The 21,345-nt window shown below is 70.7% G+C and carries 18 protein-coding genes and 1 tRNA gene; 8 read left to right on the plus strand and 11 right to left on the minus strand.

Features of this window, described 5'->3' with window-relative positions; translation table 11 throughout:
- Positions 1-518 precede the first annotated feature (518 nt).
- Positions 519-1,796, plus strand: coding sequence for a serine--tRNA ligase (gene serS, locus ACWDRW_RS00745; RefSeq protein ID WP_451718048.1), 1,278 nt, complete (start codon positions 519-521; stop codon positions 1,794-1,796).
- Positions 1,793-2,596 carry an HAD family hydrolase gene (locus ACWDRW_RS00750; protein ID WP_451718050.1) on the plus strand — a complete coding sequence of 268 codons (804 nt, stop codon included), beginning with the start codon at positions 1,793-1,795 and terminating at the stop codon, positions 2,594-2,596. The genes serS and ACWDRW_RS00750 overlap by 4 nt, the downstream gene beginning before the upstream one ends.
- 116 nt (positions 2,597-2,712) lie before the next feature.
- On the opposite strand, the gene ACWDRW_RS00755 is transcribed toward ACWDRW_RS00750, so the two are convergent.
- From ACWDRW_RS00755 to ACWDRW_RS00780, 6 genes are all read right to left on the minus strand, one after another.
- Positions 2,713-2,797, minus strand: a tRNA-Ser gene (locus ACWDRW_RS00755).
- Positions 2,798-3,055: 258 nt separating this feature from the next.
- Positions 3,056-3,277, minus strand: coding sequence for an SGM_3592 family protein (locus tag ACWDRW_RS00760; protein ID WP_451718659.1), 222 nt, complete (start codon positions 3,275-3,277; stop codon positions 3,056-3,058).
- 97 nt (positions 3,278-3,374) lie between these two features.
- Complete coding sequence (locus ACWDRW_RS00765; protein ID WP_451718053.1) at positions 3,375-4,094, minus strand: ABC transporter permease; 720 nt, start codon at positions 4,092-4,094, stop codon at positions 3,375-3,377.
- A 10-nt stretch (positions 4,095-4,104) separates the two neighbouring features.
- Positions 4,105-5,016, minus strand: a complete 912-nt coding sequence (locus ACWDRW_RS00770) for an ABC transporter ATP-binding protein (RefSeq protein ID WP_451718056.1) — start codon at positions 5,014-5,016, stop codon at positions 4,105-4,107.
- Complete coding sequence (locus ACWDRW_RS00775; protein WP_451718059.1) at positions 5,013-5,921, minus strand: ABC transporter permease; 909 nt, start codon at positions 5,919-5,921, stop codon at positions 5,013-5,015. Before ACWDRW_RS00775 ends, ACWDRW_RS00770 begins: the two co-directional genes overlap by 4 nt.
- Positions 5,911-6,888 carry an ATP-binding cassette domain-containing protein gene (locus ACWDRW_RS00780; protein WP_451718662.1) on the minus strand — a complete coding sequence of 326 codons (978 nt, stop codon included), beginning with the start codon at positions 6,886-6,888 and terminating at the stop codon, positions 5,911-5,913. Before ACWDRW_RS00780 ends, ACWDRW_RS00775 begins: the two co-directional genes overlap by 11 nt.
- Before the next feature lie 204 nt (positions 6,889-7,092).
- Here ACWDRW_RS00780 and ACWDRW_RS00785 point away from each other — a divergent pair, with 204 nt between their 5' ends.
- The 5 genes from ACWDRW_RS00785 to ACWDRW_RS00805 all read left to right on the plus strand — a co-directional run bounded on the left by ACWDRW_RS00785 (position 7,093) and on the right by ACWDRW_RS00805 (position 12,333).
- Entirely contained in the window at positions 7,093-7,935 is an 843-nt protein-coding gene (locus ACWDRW_RS00785; RefSeq protein WP_451718062.1) for a M24 family metallopeptidase, read from the plus strand.
- Complete coding sequence (locus ACWDRW_RS00790) at positions 7,935-9,692, plus strand: SDR family oxidoreductase (protein WP_451718064.1); 1,758 nt, start codon at positions 7,935-7,937, stop codon at positions 9,690-9,692. Before ACWDRW_RS00785 ends, ACWDRW_RS00790 begins: the two co-directional genes overlap by 1 nt.
- 158 nt (positions 9,693-9,850) lie before the next feature.
- A complete protein-coding gene (locus ACWDRW_RS00795; protein ID WP_451718665.1) occupies positions 9,851-10,411 on the plus strand; it encodes an RNA 2'-phosphotransferase in 561 nt (186 codons plus the stop codon).
- 41 nt (positions 10,412-10,452) lie between these two features.
- Entirely contained in the window at positions 10,453-11,355 is a 903-nt protein-coding gene (locus tag ACWDRW_RS00800; RefSeq protein WP_451718067.1) for an LLM class flavin-dependent oxidoreductase, read from the plus strand.
- Between the two features lie 93 nt (positions 11,356-11,448).
- A complete protein-coding gene (locus ACWDRW_RS00805) occupies positions 11,449-12,333 on the plus strand; it encodes an HAD-IIB family hydrolase (RefSeq protein WP_451718070.1) in 885 nt (294 codons plus the stop codon).
- Positions 12,334-12,369: 36 nt separating this feature from the next.
- Here the strand turns inward: ACWDRW_RS00805 and ACWDRW_RS00810 are convergent, their stop codons facing one another.
- The 4 genes from ACWDRW_RS00810 to ACWDRW_RS00825 form a co-directional block, all read right to left on the minus strand.
- Positions 12,370-13,440, minus strand: a complete 1,071-nt coding sequence (locus ACWDRW_RS00810) for a M23 family metallopeptidase (protein ID WP_451718073.1) — start codon at positions 13,438-13,440, stop codon at positions 12,370-12,372.
- Positions 13,441-13,569: 129 nt separating this feature from the next.
- On the minus strand, positions 13,570-17,058 hold the full coding sequence (gene cydD, locus ACWDRW_RS00815; protein ID WP_451718076.1) for a thiol reductant ABC exporter subunit CydD: 3,489 nt from the start codon (positions 17,056-17,058) through the stop codon (positions 13,570-13,572).
- Between the two features lie 12 nt (positions 17,059-17,070).
- The gene (gene cydB / locus ACWDRW_RS00820; protein WP_451718078.1) at positions 17,071-18,078 is read right to left on the minus strand and encodes a cytochrome d ubiquinol oxidase subunit II; all 1,008 of its coding nucleotides are present in this window, start codon (positions 18,076-18,078) and stop codon (positions 17,071-17,073) included.
- Positions 18,079-18,098: 20 nt separating this feature from the next.
- Complete coding sequence (locus ACWDRW_RS00825) at positions 18,099-19,607, minus strand: cytochrome ubiquinol oxidase subunit I (RefSeq protein ID WP_451718081.1); 1,509 nt, start codon at positions 19,605-19,607, stop codon at positions 18,099-18,101.
- 208 nt (positions 19,608-19,815) lie between these two features.
- Between ACWDRW_RS00825 and ACWDRW_RS00830 the strand changes: the two genes are divergently transcribed.
- Positions 19,816-20,190 carry a cyclophilin-like fold protein gene (locus tag ACWDRW_RS00830; RefSeq protein ID WP_451718084.1) on the plus strand — a complete coding sequence of 125 codons (375 nt, stop codon included), beginning with the start codon at positions 19,816-19,818 and terminating at the stop codon, positions 20,188-20,190.
- On the opposite strand, the gene hisC is transcribed toward ACWDRW_RS00830, so the two are convergent.
- On the minus strand, positions 20,187-21,266 hold the full coding sequence (hisC, locus tag ACWDRW_RS00835; protein ID WP_451718087.1) for a histidinol-phosphate transaminase: 1,080 nt from the start codon (positions 21,264-21,266) through the stop codon (positions 20,187-20,189). The genes ACWDRW_RS00830 and hisC overlap by 4 nt on opposite strands.
- Between the last annotated feature and the right edge of the window lie 79 nt (positions 21,267-21,345).

The raw sequence follows: 21,345 nt of genomic DNA on the forward strand, positions 1-21,345 counted from the left end.
GCCGATTGTCGTTATCCACAGAAGTTATCCACAGGTCGGCCTCTCGACCTGGGGACAAGTCGACACGGCAGTGCGACTCAGTCGACAAATCGCCCTACAGCACCCCACCGCGTCCACCGGCGCGCAGTTCACCCTTCGTCCACTCGTTTCCTTCAGGCAATCCGTTGGGGCGACGCATTTCCACTCGAACGTGGGCGTAGAGGAGGTTTTACCTGGGAATCCTCGGGGTCGGCCGAGGTATTCGGAGTGATCAATTCCGCAGTCCACAGATCTTCCACACAGCCTGTGGATAACTCTTCGGAGGGTGTGGACGGCTGTGGATGACGAGACCCCAAGTCCCGTTCTCCACAAGGAAATCCGGTCAACGCGGCGCCCGCCGCTTACCCCGTCCCAGGGAGTGAGACGCCTTTTATTGACACGGTGGGCAAATCCCCTACAAAGGAACGTATGCCCACAGTTCGGGTCGCCCCGGAAATGCGAGTCGTGAGCGGGGACTCCGCCCCGGTAGCCTTGAGCGCGTGATTGACCTTCGCCTGCTCCGTGAGGACCCCGACCGTGTGCGCGCCTCCCAGCGTGCCCGTGGAGAGGACGTCGCGCTCGTCGACGCTCTCCTGTCTGCCGACGAGCGGCGCAGGTCGTCCGGCGTCCGCTTCGACGAGCTGCGCTCCGAGCAGAAGAGCCTCGGCAAGCTCATCCCCAAGGCCACGCCCGAGGAGCGCGCCGAGCTGCTGCAGAAGGCGGAGCAGCTGAAGACGGACGTGAAGGCCGCCGAGGCCGCGCAGAACGAGGCCGACGAGGAGACCAAGCGTCTCGCCCTCCAGCTCGGCAACCTCGTCCACCCCGACGTGCCCGTCGGCGGCGAGGAGGACTTCGTCGTGCTGGAGACGCACGGCACCATTCGTGACTTCGGCGCCGAGGGCTTCGAGCCCAAGGACCACCTGGAGCTCGGCGAGGCGCTGGGCGCCATCGACGTCGAGCGCGGCGCGAAGGTCTCCGGCTCGCGCTTCTACTACCTCACCGGTGTCGGCGCCCTGCTGGAGCTGGCCCTGGTCAACGCCGCCATCGCGCAGGCCACCGAGGCCGGCTTCATCCCGATGCTGACCCCGGCGCTGGTCCGCCCGCGCGCCATGGAGGGCACCGGCTTCCTCGGCCAGGCCGCGGAGAACGTGTACCACCTGGAGAAGGACGACTACTACCTGGTCGGCACCTCCGAGGTCCCGCTCGCCGCCTATCACATGGACGAGATCGTCGACGCCGACCAGCTGCCGCTGCGGTACGCCGGGTTCTCGCCCTGCTTCCGCCGCGAGGCCGGCACCTACGGCAAGGACACCCGCGGCATCTTCCGGGTGCACCAGTTCGACAAGGTCGAGATGTTCTCCTACGTCCACCCGGAGGACGCGGAGAACGAGCACAAACGGCTCCTGGACTGGGAGAAGCAGTGGCTCACCGGCCTCGAACTGCCCTTCCAGGTCATCGACGTGGCCTCGGGCGACCTCGGTGCCTCCGCCTCCCGTAAGTACGACTGCGAGGCGTGGATCCCGACCCAGGGCAAGTACCGCGAGCTGACCTCGGCCTCCAACTGCGACAGCTTCCAGGCCCGGCGCCTGTCCGTCCGGATGCGCGAGGGCAAGAAGGTACAGCCGCTGGCGACGCTCAACGGCACGCTGTGCGCGGTGCCGCGGACGATCGTGGCGATCCTGGAGAACCACCAGCTGGCCGACGGTTCGGTGCGGGTGCCCGAGGTGCTCCGTCCCTACCTCGGCGGCCGGGAGGTCCTGGAGCCGGTGGCGAAGTGACCACCGCCTTCCCCTACCGGCTCGTCGCGACCGACCTCGACGGAACGCTCCTGCGGTCCGACGACACGGTCTCGCGGCGCACCCGTGACGCTCTCGCCGCGGCGACCGAGGCCGGTGCCGCGCACATCGTGGTCACCGGCCGCGCGGTGCCCTGGACCCGGCACATCCTCGACGACCTCGGCTACCGGGGTCTGGCGGTGTGCGGGCAGGGCGCGCAGGTGTACGACGCGGGTGAGCACCGCCTGCTGACGTCGGTGACGCTCGACCGGCAACTGGCCGGGGTGGCGCTGGCGAAGATCGAGGCGGAGGTCGGCCCGCTGTACCTGGCGGCGAGCCGGGACGGGCTGGAGGGCGAGGTGCTGGTCGGCCCGGGCTACGCGGTCACCGGGCAGCTCCCCTCGACGCCGTTCACGGACGCGGCGGATCTGTGGTCGGCCCCGCTGAACAAGATCTACATACAGCACCCGGAGCTGACGGACGACGAACTGGCCGAGGCGGCCCGCAGGTCGGCGGGCGGCTTCGTCACGGTGGCGATGGCGGGCGCGGGCATCGTGGAACTGCTCCCGCTGGGCCTGTCCAAGGCGACGGGGCTGTCCATCGCGGCCCGCCGCCTGGGCCTGAAAGCCGCCGACACGATCGCCTTCGGCGACATGCCGAACGACGTGCCGATGTTCGGCTGGGCTTCGTACGGGGTGGCCATGGCCAACGCCCATGCCGAACTGAAGGCCGTGGCGGACGAGGTGACGTCGTCCCACGACGAGGACGGAATCGCTGTCGTCCTGGAGCGTCTGCTCGGCTGAGCCGTACCCACCCAGGGGCGCGGGGAACGGCGCGACCAGCCACGGATGACCGGCAGTCGCGCACGACCTCGCATGCCCATTCTCCAGGGCGGCTCGGTCCCAGTGACAACGTCTCGCGGAGGATGCACGGATCGAACGTGCGCGGGGTTTCCCCCGACCACGGCTTAGCAAGCCGGTGCCTTACCACTCGGCCAATCCTCCGGGTGGGCGGCCTCACGCGAAGTGGGATTCGCGTGCTCGAAGCGGCCGCCCCGGGCAGTTGGTTCGCGGGGTGGACTCGACGGTGGGGTAACTACACCGGAGTCCGCCGCGGACTGCCCTGTCGGGAGCTGGACGTACTGTCGTGCATGGACATCGCCCCGCTCCTCTCCCCGTCGGTGGCGCCGATACGATCCCCGGCGTCCTGGACACGACCATCGTGCCTGTAGGCCGAGTTGGACGCCACCGAATAAATCCCTCCTACCGCCGCCGCCACTTCCGGCGGCGCCCCTTGCTGAAGAACCAGCCGGCCGGCGGCTCGTCGGAGCGCCAGGGCTGCGGCTCGGGAGCCTCCTCGCGCCAGCGCGCGGCGAGCATCCGGGCCCGGGCGGACGGCTCGGCCGTCTCGGCGGACCGTATGAAGTCCTCGTCCAGGACGAGCTCGTCGTCCCAGTCGTCTGCCATGCCGTCCTCCCGGTCCAGCCGGTCCCGCGTCCCCGTCCGCCCAGTCTGCTCCGCCGCGCGTGAGGCCCCCGTCAATAAGCTCCGCGTCCACGCGCGCCGCCCACGCGCGCCGCCTCTACTCCTCGCCCGCCAGCGTCAGCGACCGCAGCTTCTGTCCCGCGTACCAGGTGGCGAGGACGGTCACCACGACCAGCAGGACCGTGGCCGTGCCGATGCCCACGTCCGAGGTCACCAGGTCGCCGCCGGTCACCTCGTGCGCCACCGCCAGCGACCACTGCTGGACGCTCAGGGTGCGCGCCCCCGAGACCAGGGAGCCGAACAGGGCCTCCCAGACCAGGGCGTAGACGAGCCCGAAGACCACCGCGTGCCGCGACACCGTGCCGAGGAGCAGGAAGAGGGCCGCGTAGGCGATGGAGGCGACCAGCGCGGCCACCGTGTAGGCGACGGCGATCTGCTGGCCGTTGCCGTTGAGAATGAACCCGGAGATCAGCGTCGGCACCGCGGAGAACACCATGGTCACCGCGATGGCCACGATCAGCTTGGTGAAGATGATCGTCGGGCGTTTGATCGGCTTGGAGAGCAGATACACCACCGAGCCGTCGTCGATCTCGGGGCCGATCGCCCCGGTGCCCGCGATGACGCCGATGATCGGCACCATGGTGGCCAGCGCGAGCCCGCCGAGCAGGTCGGACGCCGTCTGGTCGTCCGCGCCCGCGAGGGCCCGCACGATCACCGAGATCACGATCAGCAGCATCGGCAGGGCGCCGAGAATGAGGGCCCGGCGGCGGCCGAGCAGGGCTCGATAGGTGAGCCGGGCGACTGTGGGGTCGTACATCTTCGGCCTCCTACGCCGCGACCAGATACGAGAACACGGATTCGAGGGACTCGTCGGACGGCGAGACCGTGTGCAGCCGGATGCCGTGGTCCCTGGCCACCCGGGGCAGCAACGCCGTGAAGCGGGCGAAGTCGACGGCCTGGATGCGCAGCGCGCCCTCCGCCAGGTCGACCTCGATGCCGGACGTCGACGCGTCGGAGATCAGCGCGGCCGCGAGGGCGCGGTCGTCGCTGGAGCGCACCAGGTAGCGGTGCGGCCGGTCGGTCATCAGACGGCGGATCTTGCGGAAGTCGCCGCTGGCCGCGTGCCGTCCGGCGACGACGACCTCGATGTGCCAGGCGAGCTGTTCGACCTCTTCCAGGATGTGGGACGAGAACAGGACCGTGCGGCCCTCGTCGCCCATCTTCCGCAGCAGGTCCATCAGCTGCATGCGCTGGCGCGGGTCCATGCCGTTGAAGGGCTCGTCGAGCAGGAGCAGCGAGGGGTCGTGGACGAGCGCGCTCGCCATCTTCACGCGCTGGCGCATGCCCTTGGAGTACGTCTGGATCTTGCGGTCCTGGGCGTACTCCATCTCGACCGTGGCCAGGGCCTTCTGCGCGGCCTTGGCGCCCAGGCCGTGCAACTCGGCGTTGGCGACGACGAACTCGCGGCCGGTGAGGAAGTCGTACATCGCCTCGCGCTCGGGGACGATGCCGATGTGCCGGTAGATGGACTCGTTGCGCCACACCTGCACGCCGTCGAGGGTGACGGTGCCGTTGGAGGGGGCCAGGAAGCCGCCCATCATGTTGATGAGGGTGGACTTTCCGGCGCCGTTGGGACCGAGCAGGCCGGTGACGCCGGGGCCGATGGTCATGGTGATGTCGTTGACGGCGACCACGTTGCCGAACCAGCGGGAGACGTGGTCGATCTGGAGCGTGGTCACAGTCCCACCTTCTTGTAGCGGCGCATCAGGAGGCCGTAGCTCGCGGCGATCAGGCCGAGCGTGACGAGGACGTAGACCGCGCCTTCGCCGTTGTTCGGGCCGATGCCGCCGGGGAAGGCGGAGGAGGCGCCGAGGAAGGCGGACTGCACCCCGTCGATCAGCGTGATCGGCGAGAACAGGCCGATCCAGGCGATGGCGTCGAAGCTGCCCTGGGCGTCGGCGATGGCCTGGAGGGTGGAGACGGCGCCGTAGGAGATGGTCAGTACGGCGATCACGGCGGCGATGCCGAAGCCGCGGCGCGGGGTGACCGACGCGATGACCAGGCCGAGGCCGGCGAAGAGCAGTGAGAGCAGTGCGACGGACACGAGTCCCTGGGCGAATCCCTTGGTCTGGTCGGTGAAGTCGAGCTTGGCCAGCAGCGCGCCCACGTAGAGGACGAGCAGCGGGGCGGCGGTGAGGATGAACATCGCCGAGGCAAGGGCAGCGAACTTCGCCCGGACGTAGTCCGCGGTCTCGATCGGCCGCGAGAAGTACAGCGGCACGGTCTTGAAGCGCAGGTCGCGGGAGACCGACTGGGGGGCCTGGGAGGCGACGTACAGGCTGATGACCGCCTGCATGACGATGGCGTAGCGGGTGTAGTCGACCGGCAGGTCGTTGGCCTTGGTGGCGACCGCCACCGCGACCATGATGGCCGCGGGCACGCACATCACCACGAACAGCAGCATCGGCAGCACCTTGGACTTCACCGAACGGCCGAGGCCGTAGGCGCCGCGCAGGGACTGCGAGTAGAGCGAGCGGGTGGCGTAGCTCCGGCCGAGGCGGGGGCCGTCGTAGTTGCGGTAGCCGATGTCGTGGATGCGGGTCTGGTCGCCCGCGGGGGTGGCCACGGGGTGCTCAAGAGCCATGGACGGCCGCCTCCTTCTGCTGCTCGTCCCGCTGCTGCTCGGCCCCGCCGGAGAAGACCTCCGCGATGTGGTGCCGGCGCTGTTCCATGCGCACCAGGCCGAGGCCGAGGTCCGCGATGACGTCCCGGACCAGGTCGTAGGTCTCCTCGCCCTGCGCGGTCAGCAGCAGGACGTGGCCGGCGCCGGGCAGTCCGCTGCCGTCCTGGACCTCGACGCCGCGCGTGTGGAGCGCCTCGCGCACCGCGCGGGTGCCGTCGGGGTGCTCGTCGGTGTCGGTGACCTCGATGGCGAGGGTGGTGGTGGTCTGGGTGAAGTCGGTGGTGGAGCTGGAGCGCAGCAGCTTGCCGCCGTCCACGACGACGACGTGGTCGCAGGTCCGCTCCAACTCGCCCAGCAGATGGGAGGTGACCAGCACCGAGATGCCGAAGTCGGTGTGGATCCGGCGGATCAGACCGAGCATCTCGTCGCGGCCGACGGGGTCGAGACCGTTGGTTGGCTCGTCGAGGAACACCAGGTCCGGGTCGTGGACGAGGGCCTGGGCAAGCTTCACGCGCTGCTTCATGCCGGTGGAGTAGCCGCCGATGGGACGGTAGCGCTCCTCGTACAGGCCGACATGGCGCAAGGTGTCCGCGGTGCGCTCGCGGGCGGCGGTCGGGGGCAGCCCTGACATGCGCGCCATGTGGACGACGAACTCGGTGGCCGAGACGTCCGGCGGCAGACAGTCGTGCTCCGGCATGTACCCGACCCGCTCACGGATGGCGGCGCCCTTGGTGGCGACGTCGAGGCCGAGCACCTCGGCGCGGCCCTCGGTGGCGGGGGACAGACCCAGCAGGATCTTGATCAGTGTGGACTTGCCGGCTCCATTGGCTCCGACGAGTCCGGTCACACCGGGCCCGACGTCCACGGAGAGCCGGTCAAGCGCGGTCACCCGGGGGAACCGCTTGCTCAGGCTTTCGGTCGCGATCACAGTCACGTCATCGACGGTAGTGACGCGTTTCACGCCGGTCGTCAGACCGTAGAGCCGTCTTGGGGTCCCTCTGGAGTCGTACGGGTCCTTAGGGGTCCCCCTGAGGTGTCACTTGAGACCTCCCTATTGACGCTGCTTCTAACAACTGCGAGATTTCCGGTGTCAAGTTACGAGCGCGTACCGCAACCGGTGGGACGGGGTGCCATGGCGACGTCTGTGACCAGTGAACGCTCGACGGAGCTGCAGGGTTTCCGAAAGGTGCAGCGTCTTGCCTACGAGTGCGCGGAGGCCGTGGCGGCGCAGCTGCAACCGGGTGTGACGGAGCGTGAGGCGGCCCGGATGCAGCGGGAGTGGCTGCGCGAGCGCGGGGTGCGGGACTGGTTCCACCTCCCGTTCGCCTGGTTCGGCGACCGCACGGCCTTCGCGAACTTCCGGGTCCCGCTGCAGTTCTTCCCCACGAACCGCCGCCTCGAGCCGGGGATGCCGTTCATCCTGGACATGGCCCCGGTGTACGAGGGCTTCACCGCCGATATCGGCTACTCGGGTTCGCTCGGCGTCAACCAGGTGCAGAACAAGCTGATGGACGACCTCCAGGCGCATCGCGAGCTGATCCTGCGCGAGGTGCGCGAGCGCCGGTCGCTGCGCGAGATCTACGAGGACGTGGACCGGCTGATGGTCCGCCAGGGCTATGCCAACCGGCATCGCGCGTATCCCTTCGGCGTGATCGCCCACAAGGTGGACCGGGTGCGCGAGCGCCGCTGGTCCCCGCGGCTGTTCGGGTTCGGCACGCAGTCCTTGAAAGGCCTGGCCGCCGACGCGGTGCACGGGCACCGTGAGGGCTGGTCGCCGCTGTGGTCGCCGTACCGCTTCTCCGACCATCCGCCGCGGCCGGGGCTGTGGGCGGTCGAACCGCACCTCGGTTTCCGGGGTACGGGCGCGAAGTTCGAGGAGATCCTGGTCGTCACCGACTCCGCGGATCCCGAGCAGAGCGCCTTCTGGCTGGACGACGATCTGCCGCACGTGCGGCGCTGGGCGGAGGGGTGCTGATGACGGTCGAGGGCGCGCGGGAGCGCTGGGTGCGCACCGGCGGGGTGGAGCTGTGCCTGGCGGAGCTGGGGGACCCCGGCCTGCCGACGGTGGTGCTGGTGCACGGCTATCCGGACAGCAAGGAGGTCTGGTCGGAGGTCGCCGTCCGGCTGGCCGAGCGTTTCCATGTGGTGCTGTACGACGTCCGGGGCCACGGCGGCTCGACGGCCCCGCAGCCGCTGCGGGGCGGGTTCACGCTGGAGAAGCTGACGGACGACTTCCTGGCGGTCCTGGACGCGGTGAGCCCGGACCGTCCGGTGCACCTGGTGGGCCACGACTGGGGCTCGGTGCAGTCCTGGGAGTTCGTGACGGTCAAGCGCACGGAGGGCAGGATCGCCTCCTTCACCTCGATGTCGGGGCCGTCCCTGGACCACTTCGGCCACTGGATCCAGCAGCGGATGAAGCGCCCGACCCCGCGCCGGGTGGGCCAGCTCCTCGGCCAGGGCGCCAAGTCCTGGTACGTCTACCTGCTGCACACCCCGGTCCTGCCGGAGCTGGCGTGGCGGGGACCGCTGGGGAAGACCTGGCCGCGCATCCTGCAGCGGATGGAGAAGACCCCGGCCGGCTCCTACCCGACCTCGTCCCTCCCCTCGGACGCGGCCCATGGGGCCTGGCTGTACCGGGACAACGTACGGCCGCGGCTGCGCCGCCCGCGCACGGACGCCTACGCGCACGCGCCGGTGCAGCTGATCACCCCCCAGGACGACTTCTTCCTCTCCGAGCGGCTCTACGACGAACTGGAGCAGTGGGCGCCGCAGTTGACGCGGCGGACGCTCCCGGCGAAGCACTGGGTGCCGCGTACCCGGCCCGACCGGCTGGCGGCCTGGATCACCGAGTTCGTCACGTCGGTGGAGGGCGGCCGGCAGGAGCCGGTGGCCGCGCGGGGCCGCCACGCGGAACGCTTCGCGGGCCAGCTGGTCCTGATCACCGGTGCGGGCAGCGGCATCGGCCGGGCGACGGCGTACGCCTTCGCCGAGGCGGGCGCGCGCGTGGTCGCGGTCGACCGGGACGGCGAGGCGGCGGCCCGTACGGCGGAGATGTCCCGTCTGGTCGGCGCCCCCGACGCGTGGGCGGAGACGGTCGACGTCTCCGACGAGCAGGCCATGGAGAAGCTGGCGGAGAAGGTCGCCACCGAGTACGGCGTGGTGGACGTCCTGGTGAACAACGCCGGGATAGGCCTGTCGGGCTCGTTCCTGGACACCACCTCCGACGACTGGCGCAAGGTCCTGGACGTCAACCTGTGGGGCGTCATCCACGGCTGCCGCCTGTTCGGAAGGCAGATGGCGGACCGGGGCCAGGGTGGCCACATCGTCAACACGGCGTCGGCGGCGGCCTACCAGCCGTCCAGGGCCCTGCCCGCCTACAGCACCACCAAGGCGGCGGTGCTGATGCTGAGCGAGTGCCTGCGCGCCGAGCTGGCGGAGCAGGGCATCGGCGTCACCGCGATCTGCCCCGGGTTCGTGAACACCAACATCACCGCCACGGCACGGTTCGCGGGAGTGGACGCGGCGGAGGAGTCCCGCCGCCAGAAGAAGTCGGCCCGGCTGTACGGGCTGCGCAACTACCCGCCGGAGAAGGTGGCGGAGGCGATCCTGCGGGGCGTCGTCGCCAACGCCGCCGTCGTCCCGGTGACACCCGAGGCACGCGGGGCGCATCTGCTCTCCCGGTACGCGCCGGGGGTGCTGCGACGGATCGCGCGGGTGAAGCCGCCGGTGTAGAGGGTGCGCGAAACCCCCCGGAACCACAGCTCGTTGTCCACAGAACCGCCAATTCCCCTGTGGATAACCTGACTTGGCTGTGGAACAAACCTCGGCGGCAAAATCATTCGCGTGATACGCGTCTCTCCCCCCACGCTGAGGACATGAAGGAAAGACCGATGGACGACCGCCGCACGGTCAAGGTGTCCAAGTACCTCTCGAAGCATCTGCGCCACCAGCCCGAGCGCATCGGCCTGACGCTCGACGAGGCCGGCTGGGTGGAGATCGACACCCTGATCGCCGCGGCGGCGGCCCACGGGTTCCGGTTCACCAGGGAAGAGCTGGACCACGTGGTCGCCACCAACGACAAACGCCGCTTCGCGGTCGAGGGCACCCGGATCAGGGCGAGCCAGGGCCACAGCGTCGCGGTCGAGCTGGGCCTGCCCGCGGCGACGCCACCGCCGTACCTCTATCACGGCACGGTGGCGCCCGTGCTGGACGCGATCCGGGCCGAAGGGCTGCGGCCGATGAACCGCCACGACGTGCACCTGTCGGCCGACCGCGAGACCGCCACGCGGGTGGGAGCCCGGCGCGGCCGTCCCGTCGTGCTCTCGGTCGACGCCGGGGCCATGCACCGGGACGGACACGTGTTCCAGGTCAGCGCCAACGGGGTCTGGCTGACCCGGGCGGTGCCGCCCGAGTACCTGCGGTTCCCGTCGGGTCACGGTCACGGGGAGTGACTGTTTCACGTGAAACACGGTCGGCCGCATACGCTCGAACCATGAGTCTGCGTCTGAGCACCGTGATCCTCCCGTACCGCCGCTGGCACGAGGGGAGCCGTGCGGCATGGCAGCGGGCGGAACAGCTCGGCTTCCACACCGCCTATACCTACGACCACCTGTCCTGGCGCAGCTTCCGGGACGGTCCGTGGTTCGGTGCCGTGCCCACGCTGACCGCCGCCGCGGCCGTCACCGACCGGCTGCGCCTCGGCACTCTGGTGACCTCGCCGAACTTCCGGCACCCGGTGACCCTGGCCAAGGAACTGATCTCGCTCGACGACATCTCCGGCGGCCGCGTCACTCTCGGTATCGGCGCAGGCGGTACCGGTTTCGACGCCACCGCCCTCGGCCAGGACCCCTGGACGCCGCGCGAGCGGGCCGACCGGTTCGCCGAGTTCGTGCCGCTCCTGGACCGGCTGCTCACTGAGGACGCCGTCTCCTACGAGGGCGACTTCTACTCCGCCCACGAGGCCCGCAACATCCCCGGCTGCGTCCAGCGGCCCCGGCTGCCGTTCGCGGTGGCCGCCACCGGTCCGCGCGGACTGCGCCTCGCCGCCCGGCACGGGCAGGCCTGGGTGACCACGGGCGACCCGAAGCTGTACGAGAACGGCACCCCCGAGCAGTCGCTTCAGGCCATTCGCGGGCAGATCGACAAGCTGGCCGACGCCTGTGCCGCGATCGGCCGGGACGCGTCCGCGATGGACAAGACCCTGCTCACCGGCTTCACCCCCGACCGGGCCCGTCCGCTCGAGTCCCTCGACGCGTTCGTCGACTTCGCGGGCCGCCACCGCGAGCTGGGCTTCACCGAGATCGTGATCCACTGGCCCATCCCGGACTCGGACTTCGCCGCGGACGAGAAGGTCTTCGAGCAGATCGCGATGGAGGCTCCGGCCCAGCTCCACTGACCCCCGACGTGGGCGGAAGCGGGGCGGGGCAGGAGTGCGGGCCGGGGGCGTTCCTTCTCACATGTGCACACTGCCGCACGGCCGTGCGGGCATATGCGGGACAATGGCGCGGTGACCTCAGCGACTCGAGAGCCCGAGACCCCGGCCGCCGCCCTTCCGCCCCGGCTGATCGCCACCGATCTCGACGGCACCCTGCTGCGGGACGACAAGTCGGTCTCCCCCCGCACGGTCGCGGCGCTCGCCGCCGCCGAGGAGGCGGGCATCGAGGTCTTCTTCGTCACCGGTCGGCCCGCCCGCTGGATGGACGTCGTCAGCGACCACGTCCACGGCCACGGCCTGGCGATCTGCGGCAACGGCGCCGCCGTGGTCGACCTGCACGGCGGCCCCGGCGCCCACCGGTTCGTGAAGGTCCGCAAGCTGGCCCGGCAAAACGCCCTGGACGCCGTACGCAGCCTGCGGGACGCGGCGCCCGGCACGGTCTACGCGGTCGAGCAGACGTACGGCTTCCACCAGGAGCCGGACTATCCGAAGCTGCACATGGAGGTCCCGGACAGCCTGGCGCCCGCCGAGCGGCTGCTCGCCGACGACGCCCCGCACGCCGACGAGCCCGTGCTCAAGATCCTCGCCTACCACCCCGAGATCGACCCCGACGCCTTCCTCACCCTGGCCCGGCTGGCCATCGGCGACCGCGCCAACGTCACCCGCTCCAGCCCCAGCGCCCTGCTGGAGATCAGCGGTCCCGACGTCTCCAAGGCCAGCACGCTGGCCCTGTGCTGCGCCGAGCGCGGGATCTCGCACGAGGAGGTCGTCGCCTTCGGGGACATGCCGAACGACGTCGAGATGCTCACCTGGGCGGGCCGGTCCTACGCGATGGGCAACGCCCACCCGGACGTCGTCGCCGCGGCCTCCGGGCGGACGGTCGCCAACAACGACGACGGCGTGGCGGTCGTCATCGAGCGGTTGCTCGCCGAGCGTTGACCGCCGGCCTCGCGTCGGCCGAGGGGCACGCTCGGGTCAGCCGAGGGGCACCCCCCGGGCGGCCAGCCAGGCCGACGGGTCCACCGCCGAGCCCGTCTCCGGGGTGACCCGGACCTCGAAGTGCAGGTGCGGCCCGGTGGAGTTGCCGGTGGTGCCGGACTGGCCGATCCACTGGCCCGTGGCCACCCGCTCGCCCTGGTCGACGGCGACGGCGGCGAGATGGGCGTACTGCGTGTAGTAGCCGTCCCCGTGCGCCAGCACCAACTCGATGCCGAAGGGGCCGCCGCAGGACACCCGCGCCACGCGCCCCTCGCCGACCGCCCGCACCGGGGTGCCGATCGGCACCGCGAAGTCCTGTCCGGTGTGCCGCCGTGCCCAGCGCTCACCTCCGCTGCCGTAGGAAGCGGACAGCTCGTACGTCTCCAGCGGCGCGACCCAGCGGTTGGTGAAGTGCGTCTCCGGCTGGTCCAGCCGTACCGCGCCCCGGCAGGAACCGGCCGCCACCGAGGCGTCCGCGCGGCCCTGCAACTCCCAGCGTGCCTCTTCGAGTTTGCCCTCGATGTCCTTCTTCAGGGCGGCGAGTTCGGTGTTCCGCCGGTCGAGGTCCCGCCAGGCCGCCGCGGCCTTCTCCTCGTCCGCGGCGAGCCGCGCCTCGGCCCGGCGGCTCTTCTCGATGGCGTTGTTGACCGCCACGTTGGTCCGTGAGAACACATGCTGACCACGCATCAGCTCCTCGGGGCTGTTCGCGAGGATGATCTGCGCGGTGACCGGCATCCCGCCGCCGTCCCGGTACTGGGAGCGCGCGATCCTGCCGAGGTCCTCGTGCAGGGCACCGATCTCCCGCCGCTGTCGGTCCAGCAGCCCCTCCAGGTGCTGGGCCCGCGCCCGCTGTCCCTCGGCCTCCGCGCGCCCGGCCTCGTACTGCTGGGTCGCGACGGCCGCCTCCTCGTACAGCCGCGCGACCTGGGCGCTGAGCCCTGAGTCGCTCCCGGAGTGGTTCCCGTAGTCCTCGCCGGATTCGGCGGCGTTGGTGGGGCGGGCCGCGAGCACGGCGAGCGCGCAGAGCAGCGCCGGAACGAGCAGCGGATGACGGCGAGATGAGCGCATGTCAGCGATCGTGGCCCGGACGCGGGTGCCCGGGCCTGTTCAAGTCGTACGGCTGGGGGAACGGTTGGACCGGACGGGTCAATGTCCGAGCGTCAAGCGCCCTGTTCGCCCCGGAAGTCGAGCGGCCGCTCAGGCGACGGAGACCAACCGGTCCGCCTCCGCCTCGCGCTCCGCCATCGCCCGCAACGGCCCCTCCACCGCTGCCAGCTCCGCGTACGAGCCGCGCTGCACCACGCGTCCCGCGTCCAGCACGACCACCTCGTCGACGGCTTCGAGACCGGCCAGCCGGTGGGTGATGAGCAGAGTCGTACGGCCCTCGGTGGCGGCCAGCAGATCGGCGGTGAGGGCGTCGGCGGTGGGCAGGTCGAGATGCTCGGCGGGCTCGTCGAGCACGAGGACGGGGAAGTCTGCGAGCAGGGCACGGGCCAGCGCGAGCCGCTGCCGCTGCCCGCCGGAGAGCCGGGCCCCGTGCTCACCGACGAGCGTGTCCAGCCCGTCGGGCAGTGTCTCGGCCCACTCCAGCAGCCGGGCGCGCCGGAGGGCGTCGCGCAGTTCGCCGTCGTCGGCGTCCTTCTTGGCGAGCAGCAGGTTCTCGCGCACCGAGCTGTCGAAGAGGTGCGCGTCCTGCGCGCACAGCCCCACCAGCCGTCGTACGTCGTCGCTCGCCACGGCACGGGCGTCGACGCCGCCGAGCGTGTACGCGCCCGAGCCCGCGTCAAGGAAGCGCAGCAGCACCTGGGCCAGCGTGGTCTTGCCGGAGCCGGAGGGCCCGACGACAGCGGTCCGGCGGCCCTCCTCCAGGGTCAGGTCGAGCCCGGCGAGCGCGTCCCGGCCCTGCCCCGCGTGACGGGCGGTCAGGCCCTTGAGGACGACGGGGAACGGCGAAGCGGGAGCCTTCCGGGGCCGCTCCGGCTCCCGTACGGGCTCCGGGGCGTCCAGCACCTCGTACACCCGCTCGGCACTCCTGCGCACCCGCTGGCGGTACTGCACGGCGAGCGGCAGCGTGAGGACGGCCTCGAAGGCGGCGAGGGGGGTGAGGACGACCACGGCCATGGCGACCCCGCTCAACCGTCCGTCGGCGACCGCCTGGGCGCCCACGAGGGCGGTGGCGGTGACGGTGAGGCCCGAGAGCAGCGCGGTGAGTCCGTCGCCGAGCGCGGTGGCGGTGGCGGCGCGCGAGGCGATCCGGGTGAGGGTCCCGTCGGCCCGCCGTGCCTCGGCGGTACGGGCGGGCAGGGCACCGGCGACGGTCAGCTCGGCGGTTCCGGTGAGCAGATCGGTGACGCGGGTCGCCAGCACGCCCCGGGCGGGGGCCAGCCGGCGCTCGGCGCGTCGGGCGACGGCACCGGTGAGGAGGGGGACGCCGACCCCCGCAGCGAGCAGTCCGGCGGCGAGGACCGCGCCGGCCTCGGGGAGGAGCCAGGCCGTGAAACCGACGGACGCGGCGGAGACCGCGGCCGCGGCACCGGCGGGCAGCAGCCAGCGCAGCCAGTAGTCCTGCAGCGCGTCCACGTCGGCGACGAGCCGGGAGAGCAGGTCGCCGCGCCGCACCGTGCGCAGTCCGGCGGGCGCGAGCCGCTCGAGGCGCCGGTAGACGGCGACCCGGGTGTCGGCGAGCATCCGCAGCACGGCGTCGTGCGACACCAGCCGCTCGGCGTAGCGGAACACGGCCCGCCCGATCCCGAAGGCCCGCGTGGCCGTCACGGCGACCATGAGGTAGAGCACGGGCGGCTGCTGGGAGGCCCGTGAGATGAGCCACCCAGAGGTCGCCATCAGTCCGACGGCACTGCCGAGAGCGAGGGCGGCGAGCAGCAGAGCGAGCGCGAGCCTGCCGCGCCGCGCACCTGACATGGCCCGGACGCGGGTGAGCACGCCGCCCGTCGCCTGTGCCGGTGTCACCTCGGCGGCCGAGGTCTCGGCCACCGCTTCGTCGACGGCGCGCCCCGCGGCCGGCCGGGAGCCGGCGGGTGCCACCGCAGCCGGTACGGCGGCCTCCGTCAGCCGCACCACCCGGTCCGCCACCCCCAGCAACGCCGGCCGGTGCACCACCAGCAGCACCGTCCGCCCGGCCGCCAGCCGTCGTACGGCCGCAACGACCTCCGCCTCGGTGGCCCCGTCCAGCGCCGCCGTCGGCTCGTCGAGCAACAGCACGGGCCGGTCCGCGAGGAACGCCCGGGCCAGTGCGAGCCGTTGCCGCTGGCCCGCGGAGAGCCCGGCGCCGTCCTCGCCCAGCAGGGTGTCCGCGCCCTCGGGCAGCGCGGTCACGAACTCCAGTGCCCCGGCGTCCGCCAGCGCCCGCGTCACGGCGGCGTCGTCCGCGTCGGGCCGCGCCAGCCGTACGTTCTCGGCGATCGTCCCGGCGAAGAGGTGCGGGCGCTGCGGCACCCACGCGATCCGCGAGCGCCACGCCTCCAGGTCGACCGAGGCGAGATCGGCTCCCCCGATCCGCACCCGTCCCTCGGTCGGCCGTACGAACCCCAGAAGGACGTTCAGAAGCGTCGACTTGCCCGCCCCGCTCGGCCCGACCAGCGCCACGATCTCGCCGGGTTCGACCTCGAAGGACACGTCCGACACCGCGTCCCCGGAGCGCCCGGGGTAGCGGACGGTGACTCCCTCGAACGCCACGGCGCCCGTGGGGACGGCCGCGCTCCCCGCCGCCGGAACCGGCGTCTGCAGTACTTCGAAGATCTCCTCCGCGGCGGCAAGTCCTTCCGCGGCGGCGTGGTACTGCGCGCCCACCTGGCGCAGCGGCAGATAGGCCTCGGGGGCCAGGACGAGGATGACGAGACCGTCGTACAGGTGCATCTCGCCGTGCACGAGCCGCATGCCGATCGTCACCGCGACCAGCGCGACGGAGATCGTGGCCAGCAGTTCCAGCGCGAAGGAGGACAGGAAGGCGATGCGCAGCGTCCGCATCGTCGCCTGCCGGTACTCGCCGGTGATCCGGCGAATCGAGTCGGCCTGCGCCTTGGCCCGGCCGAACACCTTCAGCGTCGGCAGCCCCGCGACGACGTCCAGGAAGTGCCCGGACAGGCGGGACAGCAGCCGCCACTGGCGGTCCATCCGGGACTGCGTGGCCCAGCCGATCAGCATCATGAAGACCGGGATGAGGGGCAGGGTCCCGACGATGATGGCCGCCGAGACCCAGTCCTCGGTGACGATCCGCGCGAGCACCGCCACCGGCACCACCACCGCGAGCCCCAACTGCGGCAGATAGCGCGAGAAGTAGTCGTCGAGGGCGTCGACGCCGCGCGTGGCGAGGGCGACCAGCGATCCGGTCCGCTGCCCGCCCAGCCACCCCGGTCCGAGGGCGGCGGCCCGCTCCAGCAGCCGCCCCCGCAGCTCCGACTTCACCGCCGCGCTCGCCCGGTGCGCGGCCAGCTCGGTCAGCCAGGCCACCACCGCCCGGCCGGTCGCCACGGCGGCCAGCAGGAGCAGGGGAGTGGTCAGACCGCTCACCGACAGTCCCTGCTGGAAGGCCCCCACCACCACTTCGGCGATGAGCATCGCCTGCGCGACGACCAGGAGCGCCCCGAGGACGCCCAGGCCGACCACGGCCATCAGGAACCACCGGGTGGCCCGGGCGTACCGCAGGAGACGCGGATCGATCGGTTTCACGTGAAACACACCTCAGTGAGTGACGTCGGCGGCGATGTGCTGCGTACCGATCCGCTTGCGGAACACCCAGTACGTCCAGCCCTGGTAGAGCATGACGATCGGCGTGGCGATCACCGCGCACCAGGTCATGATCTTCAGGGTGTACGGGCTGGACGAGGCGTTGGTGACCGTCAGGCTCCACTCGTCATTGAGCGAGGAGGGCATGACGTTCGGGAAGAGCGTGAGGAACAGCATCGCCACGGCGGCCACGATGGTGACACCGGACAGCGCGAACGCCCAGCCCTCACGCCCGGCCTGATTGGCCGCCAGCGCGGCCACGAGCGCGATCACCGCGACGACGAGGGCGACCATGCTCTGCCCGTCCCCGTTCTCGACCTGCGTCCACAGCAGGAAGATCAGGGCCAGTACGGCCGTGGCGAGACCGACCTGGAGGGCCAGCCTGCGCGCCCGCTCCCGGATGTCGCCGACCGTCTTCAGCGCCACGAACACCGAGCCGTGGAACGTGAACAGCGTCAGCGTCACCAGGCCGCCGAGGAGGGCGTACGGGTTGAGCAGGTCCGCCACGTTGCCGACGTACTCGTGATCGCTGTCGAGCTCCACGCCCCGCACGATGTTGCCGAAGGCCACACCCCACAGGAACGCCGGCACCAGCGAGGTCCAGAAGATCGCGGTCTCCCAGTTGCGCTGCCAGTTCTCCTCCGGCCGCTTGGCCCGGTACTCGAAGGCCACGCCCCGGACGATCAGGGAGACCAGGATGATCAGCAGGGGCAGATAGAAGCCGGAGAAGAGGGTCGCGTACCACTCCGGGAAGGCGGCGAAGGTCGCGCCGCCCGCGGTGAGCAGCCACACCTCGTTGCCGTCCCAGACCGGGCCGATGGTGTTGATCAGCACCCGCTTCTCGGGCCGGTTCCGGGCCAGCAGCCTGGTGAGGATACCGACCCCGAAGTCGAAGCCCTCCAGGAAGAAGTAGCCGGTCCACAGGACGGCGATCAGGACGAACCAGACGTCGTGCAGTTCCATGACTGTTCAGCTCCCTCGGCCTAGTACGAGAAGGCCATCGGCTTGTCGGCGTCCGCCGAGTCGCCGCCGATCTTCGTGGGCGGGTTGAGGTCGGCCTCGGTGAGTTCGGGCGGCCCGGCCTTGACGTACTTGGCGAGCAGCTTGACCTCGACGACGGCGAGGATCGCGTAGAGCGTGGTGAAGACGATCATCGAGGTGAGCACCTCGCCCTGGGAGACCCCGGGGGAGACCGCGTCACGGGTGCGCAGGACGCCGTAGACGACCCACGGCTGGCGGCCCATCTCGGTGAAGATCCAGCCCCAGGAGTTGGCGATCAGCGGGAAGGCCATGGTCCAGAGCGCGATGCGCCAGTACCACGTGGTGAGCTTCGGGCCGAGCGCCTTCTTGCGGAACAGGACCAGGTTCGGCACCTCGTCGTCACCGACCCGCAGGTGCTGCGGCAGCATGAACTTCTTGCGCGTCAGCCACAGCCCTGCGAGGCCGATGGCGAACGACGTCATGCCGAAGCCGATCATCCAGCGGAAGCCCCAGTACGTGACGGGGATGTTGGGCCGGTAGTCGCCGGGCCCGAACTGTGCCTCCTCGGCCTTCTGCACGTCGTTGATGCCGGGGACGTAGGAGCTGAAGTCGTCCTTGGCCAGGAAGGACAGCAGGCCCGGGATCTCTATGGCGACCTTGTTGTGGCCCTTTTCGACGTCGCCGTAGGCGAAGACCGAGAAGGGCGCCGGCCCCTCGCCGTCCCACAGGGCCTCGGCGGCGGCCATCTTCATCGGCTGCTGCTCGTACATGATCTTGCCGAGGACGTCACCGCTGACCGCGGTGAGCAGACCGCCGACGGCGACGGTGACCAGGCCGAGCCGCAGCGAGGTCTTCATCTCGCGGATGTGCTTCTTGCGCAGCAGGTGGAAGGCGGAGATGCCGACCATGAACGCGCCACCGGTGAGGAAGGCGGCGGACAGGGTGTGGAAGGCCTGGGCCAGCGCGGTGTTCTGGGTCAGAACCAGCCAGAAATCGGTGAGCTCGGCCCGGCCCTTGGCCTCGTTGATCCGGTAGCCGACCGGGTGCTGCATCCACGAGTTGGCCGCGAGGATGAAGTAGGCCGACAGGATCGTCCCGATCGACACCATCCACATGCAGGCGAGGTGGATCCTCTTCGGCAGCTTGTCCCAGCCGAAGATCCACAGACCGATGAAGGTGGACTCGAAGAAGAAGGCGATCAGGGCCTCGAAGGCGAGCGGAGCGCCGAAGACGTCACCGACGAAGCGGGAGTAGTCGGACCAGTTCATGCCGAACTGGAACTCCTGCACGATGCCGGTGACGACACCCATCGCGATGTTGATCAGAAAGAGCTTGCCCCAGAACTTGGTGGCCCTGAGGTACTTCTCCTTCTCCGTGCGCACCCAGGCGGTCTGCAGGCCGGCCGTCAGGGCGGCGAGAGAGATCGTCAGGGGGACGAAGAGGAAGTGGTAGACGGTGGTGATGCCGAACTGCCATCGCGCCAGTGTCTCCGGCGCCAGAGCCAGGTCCACGTCTTCAGTCTCCTTACGTCGCCGGTACAGCGGCAGTTTGCCCCTGATGTCCCGCTCATCGCGGGATCAATCCGGACACGCTTGTGAACGCGTTCACATTCACAAGCAATTATGACGCACTGATTATCGAAGCTCGAAGGGGGGTCCCTCTTGGGCCGTTCGGGCCCTCTCTTGGCAGCAAGTTCAACATCTTGTTGAATTGCCTGCCATGCAGATACGGATCTCCTGGCCCGCGGGACACCTCACCGCGACGCTCGACGACACCCCGACCACCCAGGCCCTCGCGAAGGCCCTGCCGCTCGCCTCCACCGCCCGCACCTGGGGCGAGGAGGTCTACTTCGACACCGGCGTCTCGGTTCCACGTGAAACCGACGCCCGGCAGGTCGTCGAGCCGGGCACGGTGGCCTTCTGGACGGACGGGGACGCCCTCGCCCTCCCCTACGGCCCCACACCGATCTCGCGAGGCGACGAGTGCCGCCTCGCGAGCCCGTGCAACGTCCTGGGCCGCCTCGACGGGGACCCGCGACTGCTGGCGACCGTGCGGAACGGGGATCCCGTCCGGGTGGAGCCGGTGCAGGACTAAAGCTCCTTGCGGAACCCTTCCGTCACCTTCAGGAAGATGTCATTCGCCTCGGTCTCGCCGATCGTCACCCGCACGCCCTCACCCACGAACGGCCGGACCACCACGCCGTGCCGCTCGCACGCCGCCGCGAAGTCGGCCGTGCGCTCCCCCAGCCGCAGCCACACGAAGTTCGCCTGGGTCTCGGGCACCGTCCAGCCCTGAGCGCGCAGCGCGTCGACCACGCGGTTGCGTTCACACACCAGCGAGCCCACCCGGCCCAGCAGTTCGTCCTCCGCCCGCAGCGAGGCCACCGCCGCGTCCTGCGCGAGCTGGCTGACACCGAAGGGCACCGCGGTCTTGCGCAGGGCCGCCGCGACCGGCTCGTGGGCGATGGCGAAGCCGACCCGGAGCCCGGCAAGGCCGTACGCCTTGGAGAAGGTGCGCAGGACGCAGACGTTCGGCCGGTCCCGGTAGATCTCCACGCCGTCCGGCACCTCGGGGTCGCGGATGAACTCGCGGTAGGCCTCGTCCAGCACCACCAGCACATCGCCGGGCACCCGGTCCAGGAACCGCTCCAGCTCGGGCCGCTTCACGACCGTGCCGGTGGGGTTGTTGGGGTTGCAGACGAAGATCAGCCGGGTCCGCTCGGTGATGGCGTCGGCCATCGCGTCCAGGTCGTGCACATCACCGGGGGTCAGCGGCACCCGTACCGAGGTCGCGCCGCTGATCTGCGTGATGATCGGGTACGCCTCGAAGGAGCGCCAGGCGTAGATGACCTCGTCGCCGGGGCCCGAGGTGGCCTGGAGCAGCTGCTGGGCGACGCCGACGGAGCCGGTGCCGGTGGACAGGTGGGAGAGCGGGACGCCGAAGCGCTCGGAGAGCTCGTTCATCAGGCCCGTGCACGCCATGTCCGGGTAGCGGTTGAAGGCGGCGGCCGCGGCCGTCACGCTCTCCATCACCCCGGGCAGCGGCGGATAGGGGTTCTCGTTGGAGGACAGCTTGTAGGCGACCGGGCCGCCGGCCGCGGCGGGCTTGCCCGGCTTGTAGGTGGGGATACCCTCCAGCTCGGCGCGCAGCTTCGGGCTCGTCTCGCTCACCGCAGTCCTCCTCACGACCACCGGCGGCCATCGTCACCACCGGCTTCCAATGCTTCTCACCTTATGAGGATTCGGCCCG

Source organism: Streptomyces sp. NPDC003635, assembly GCF_053587635.1.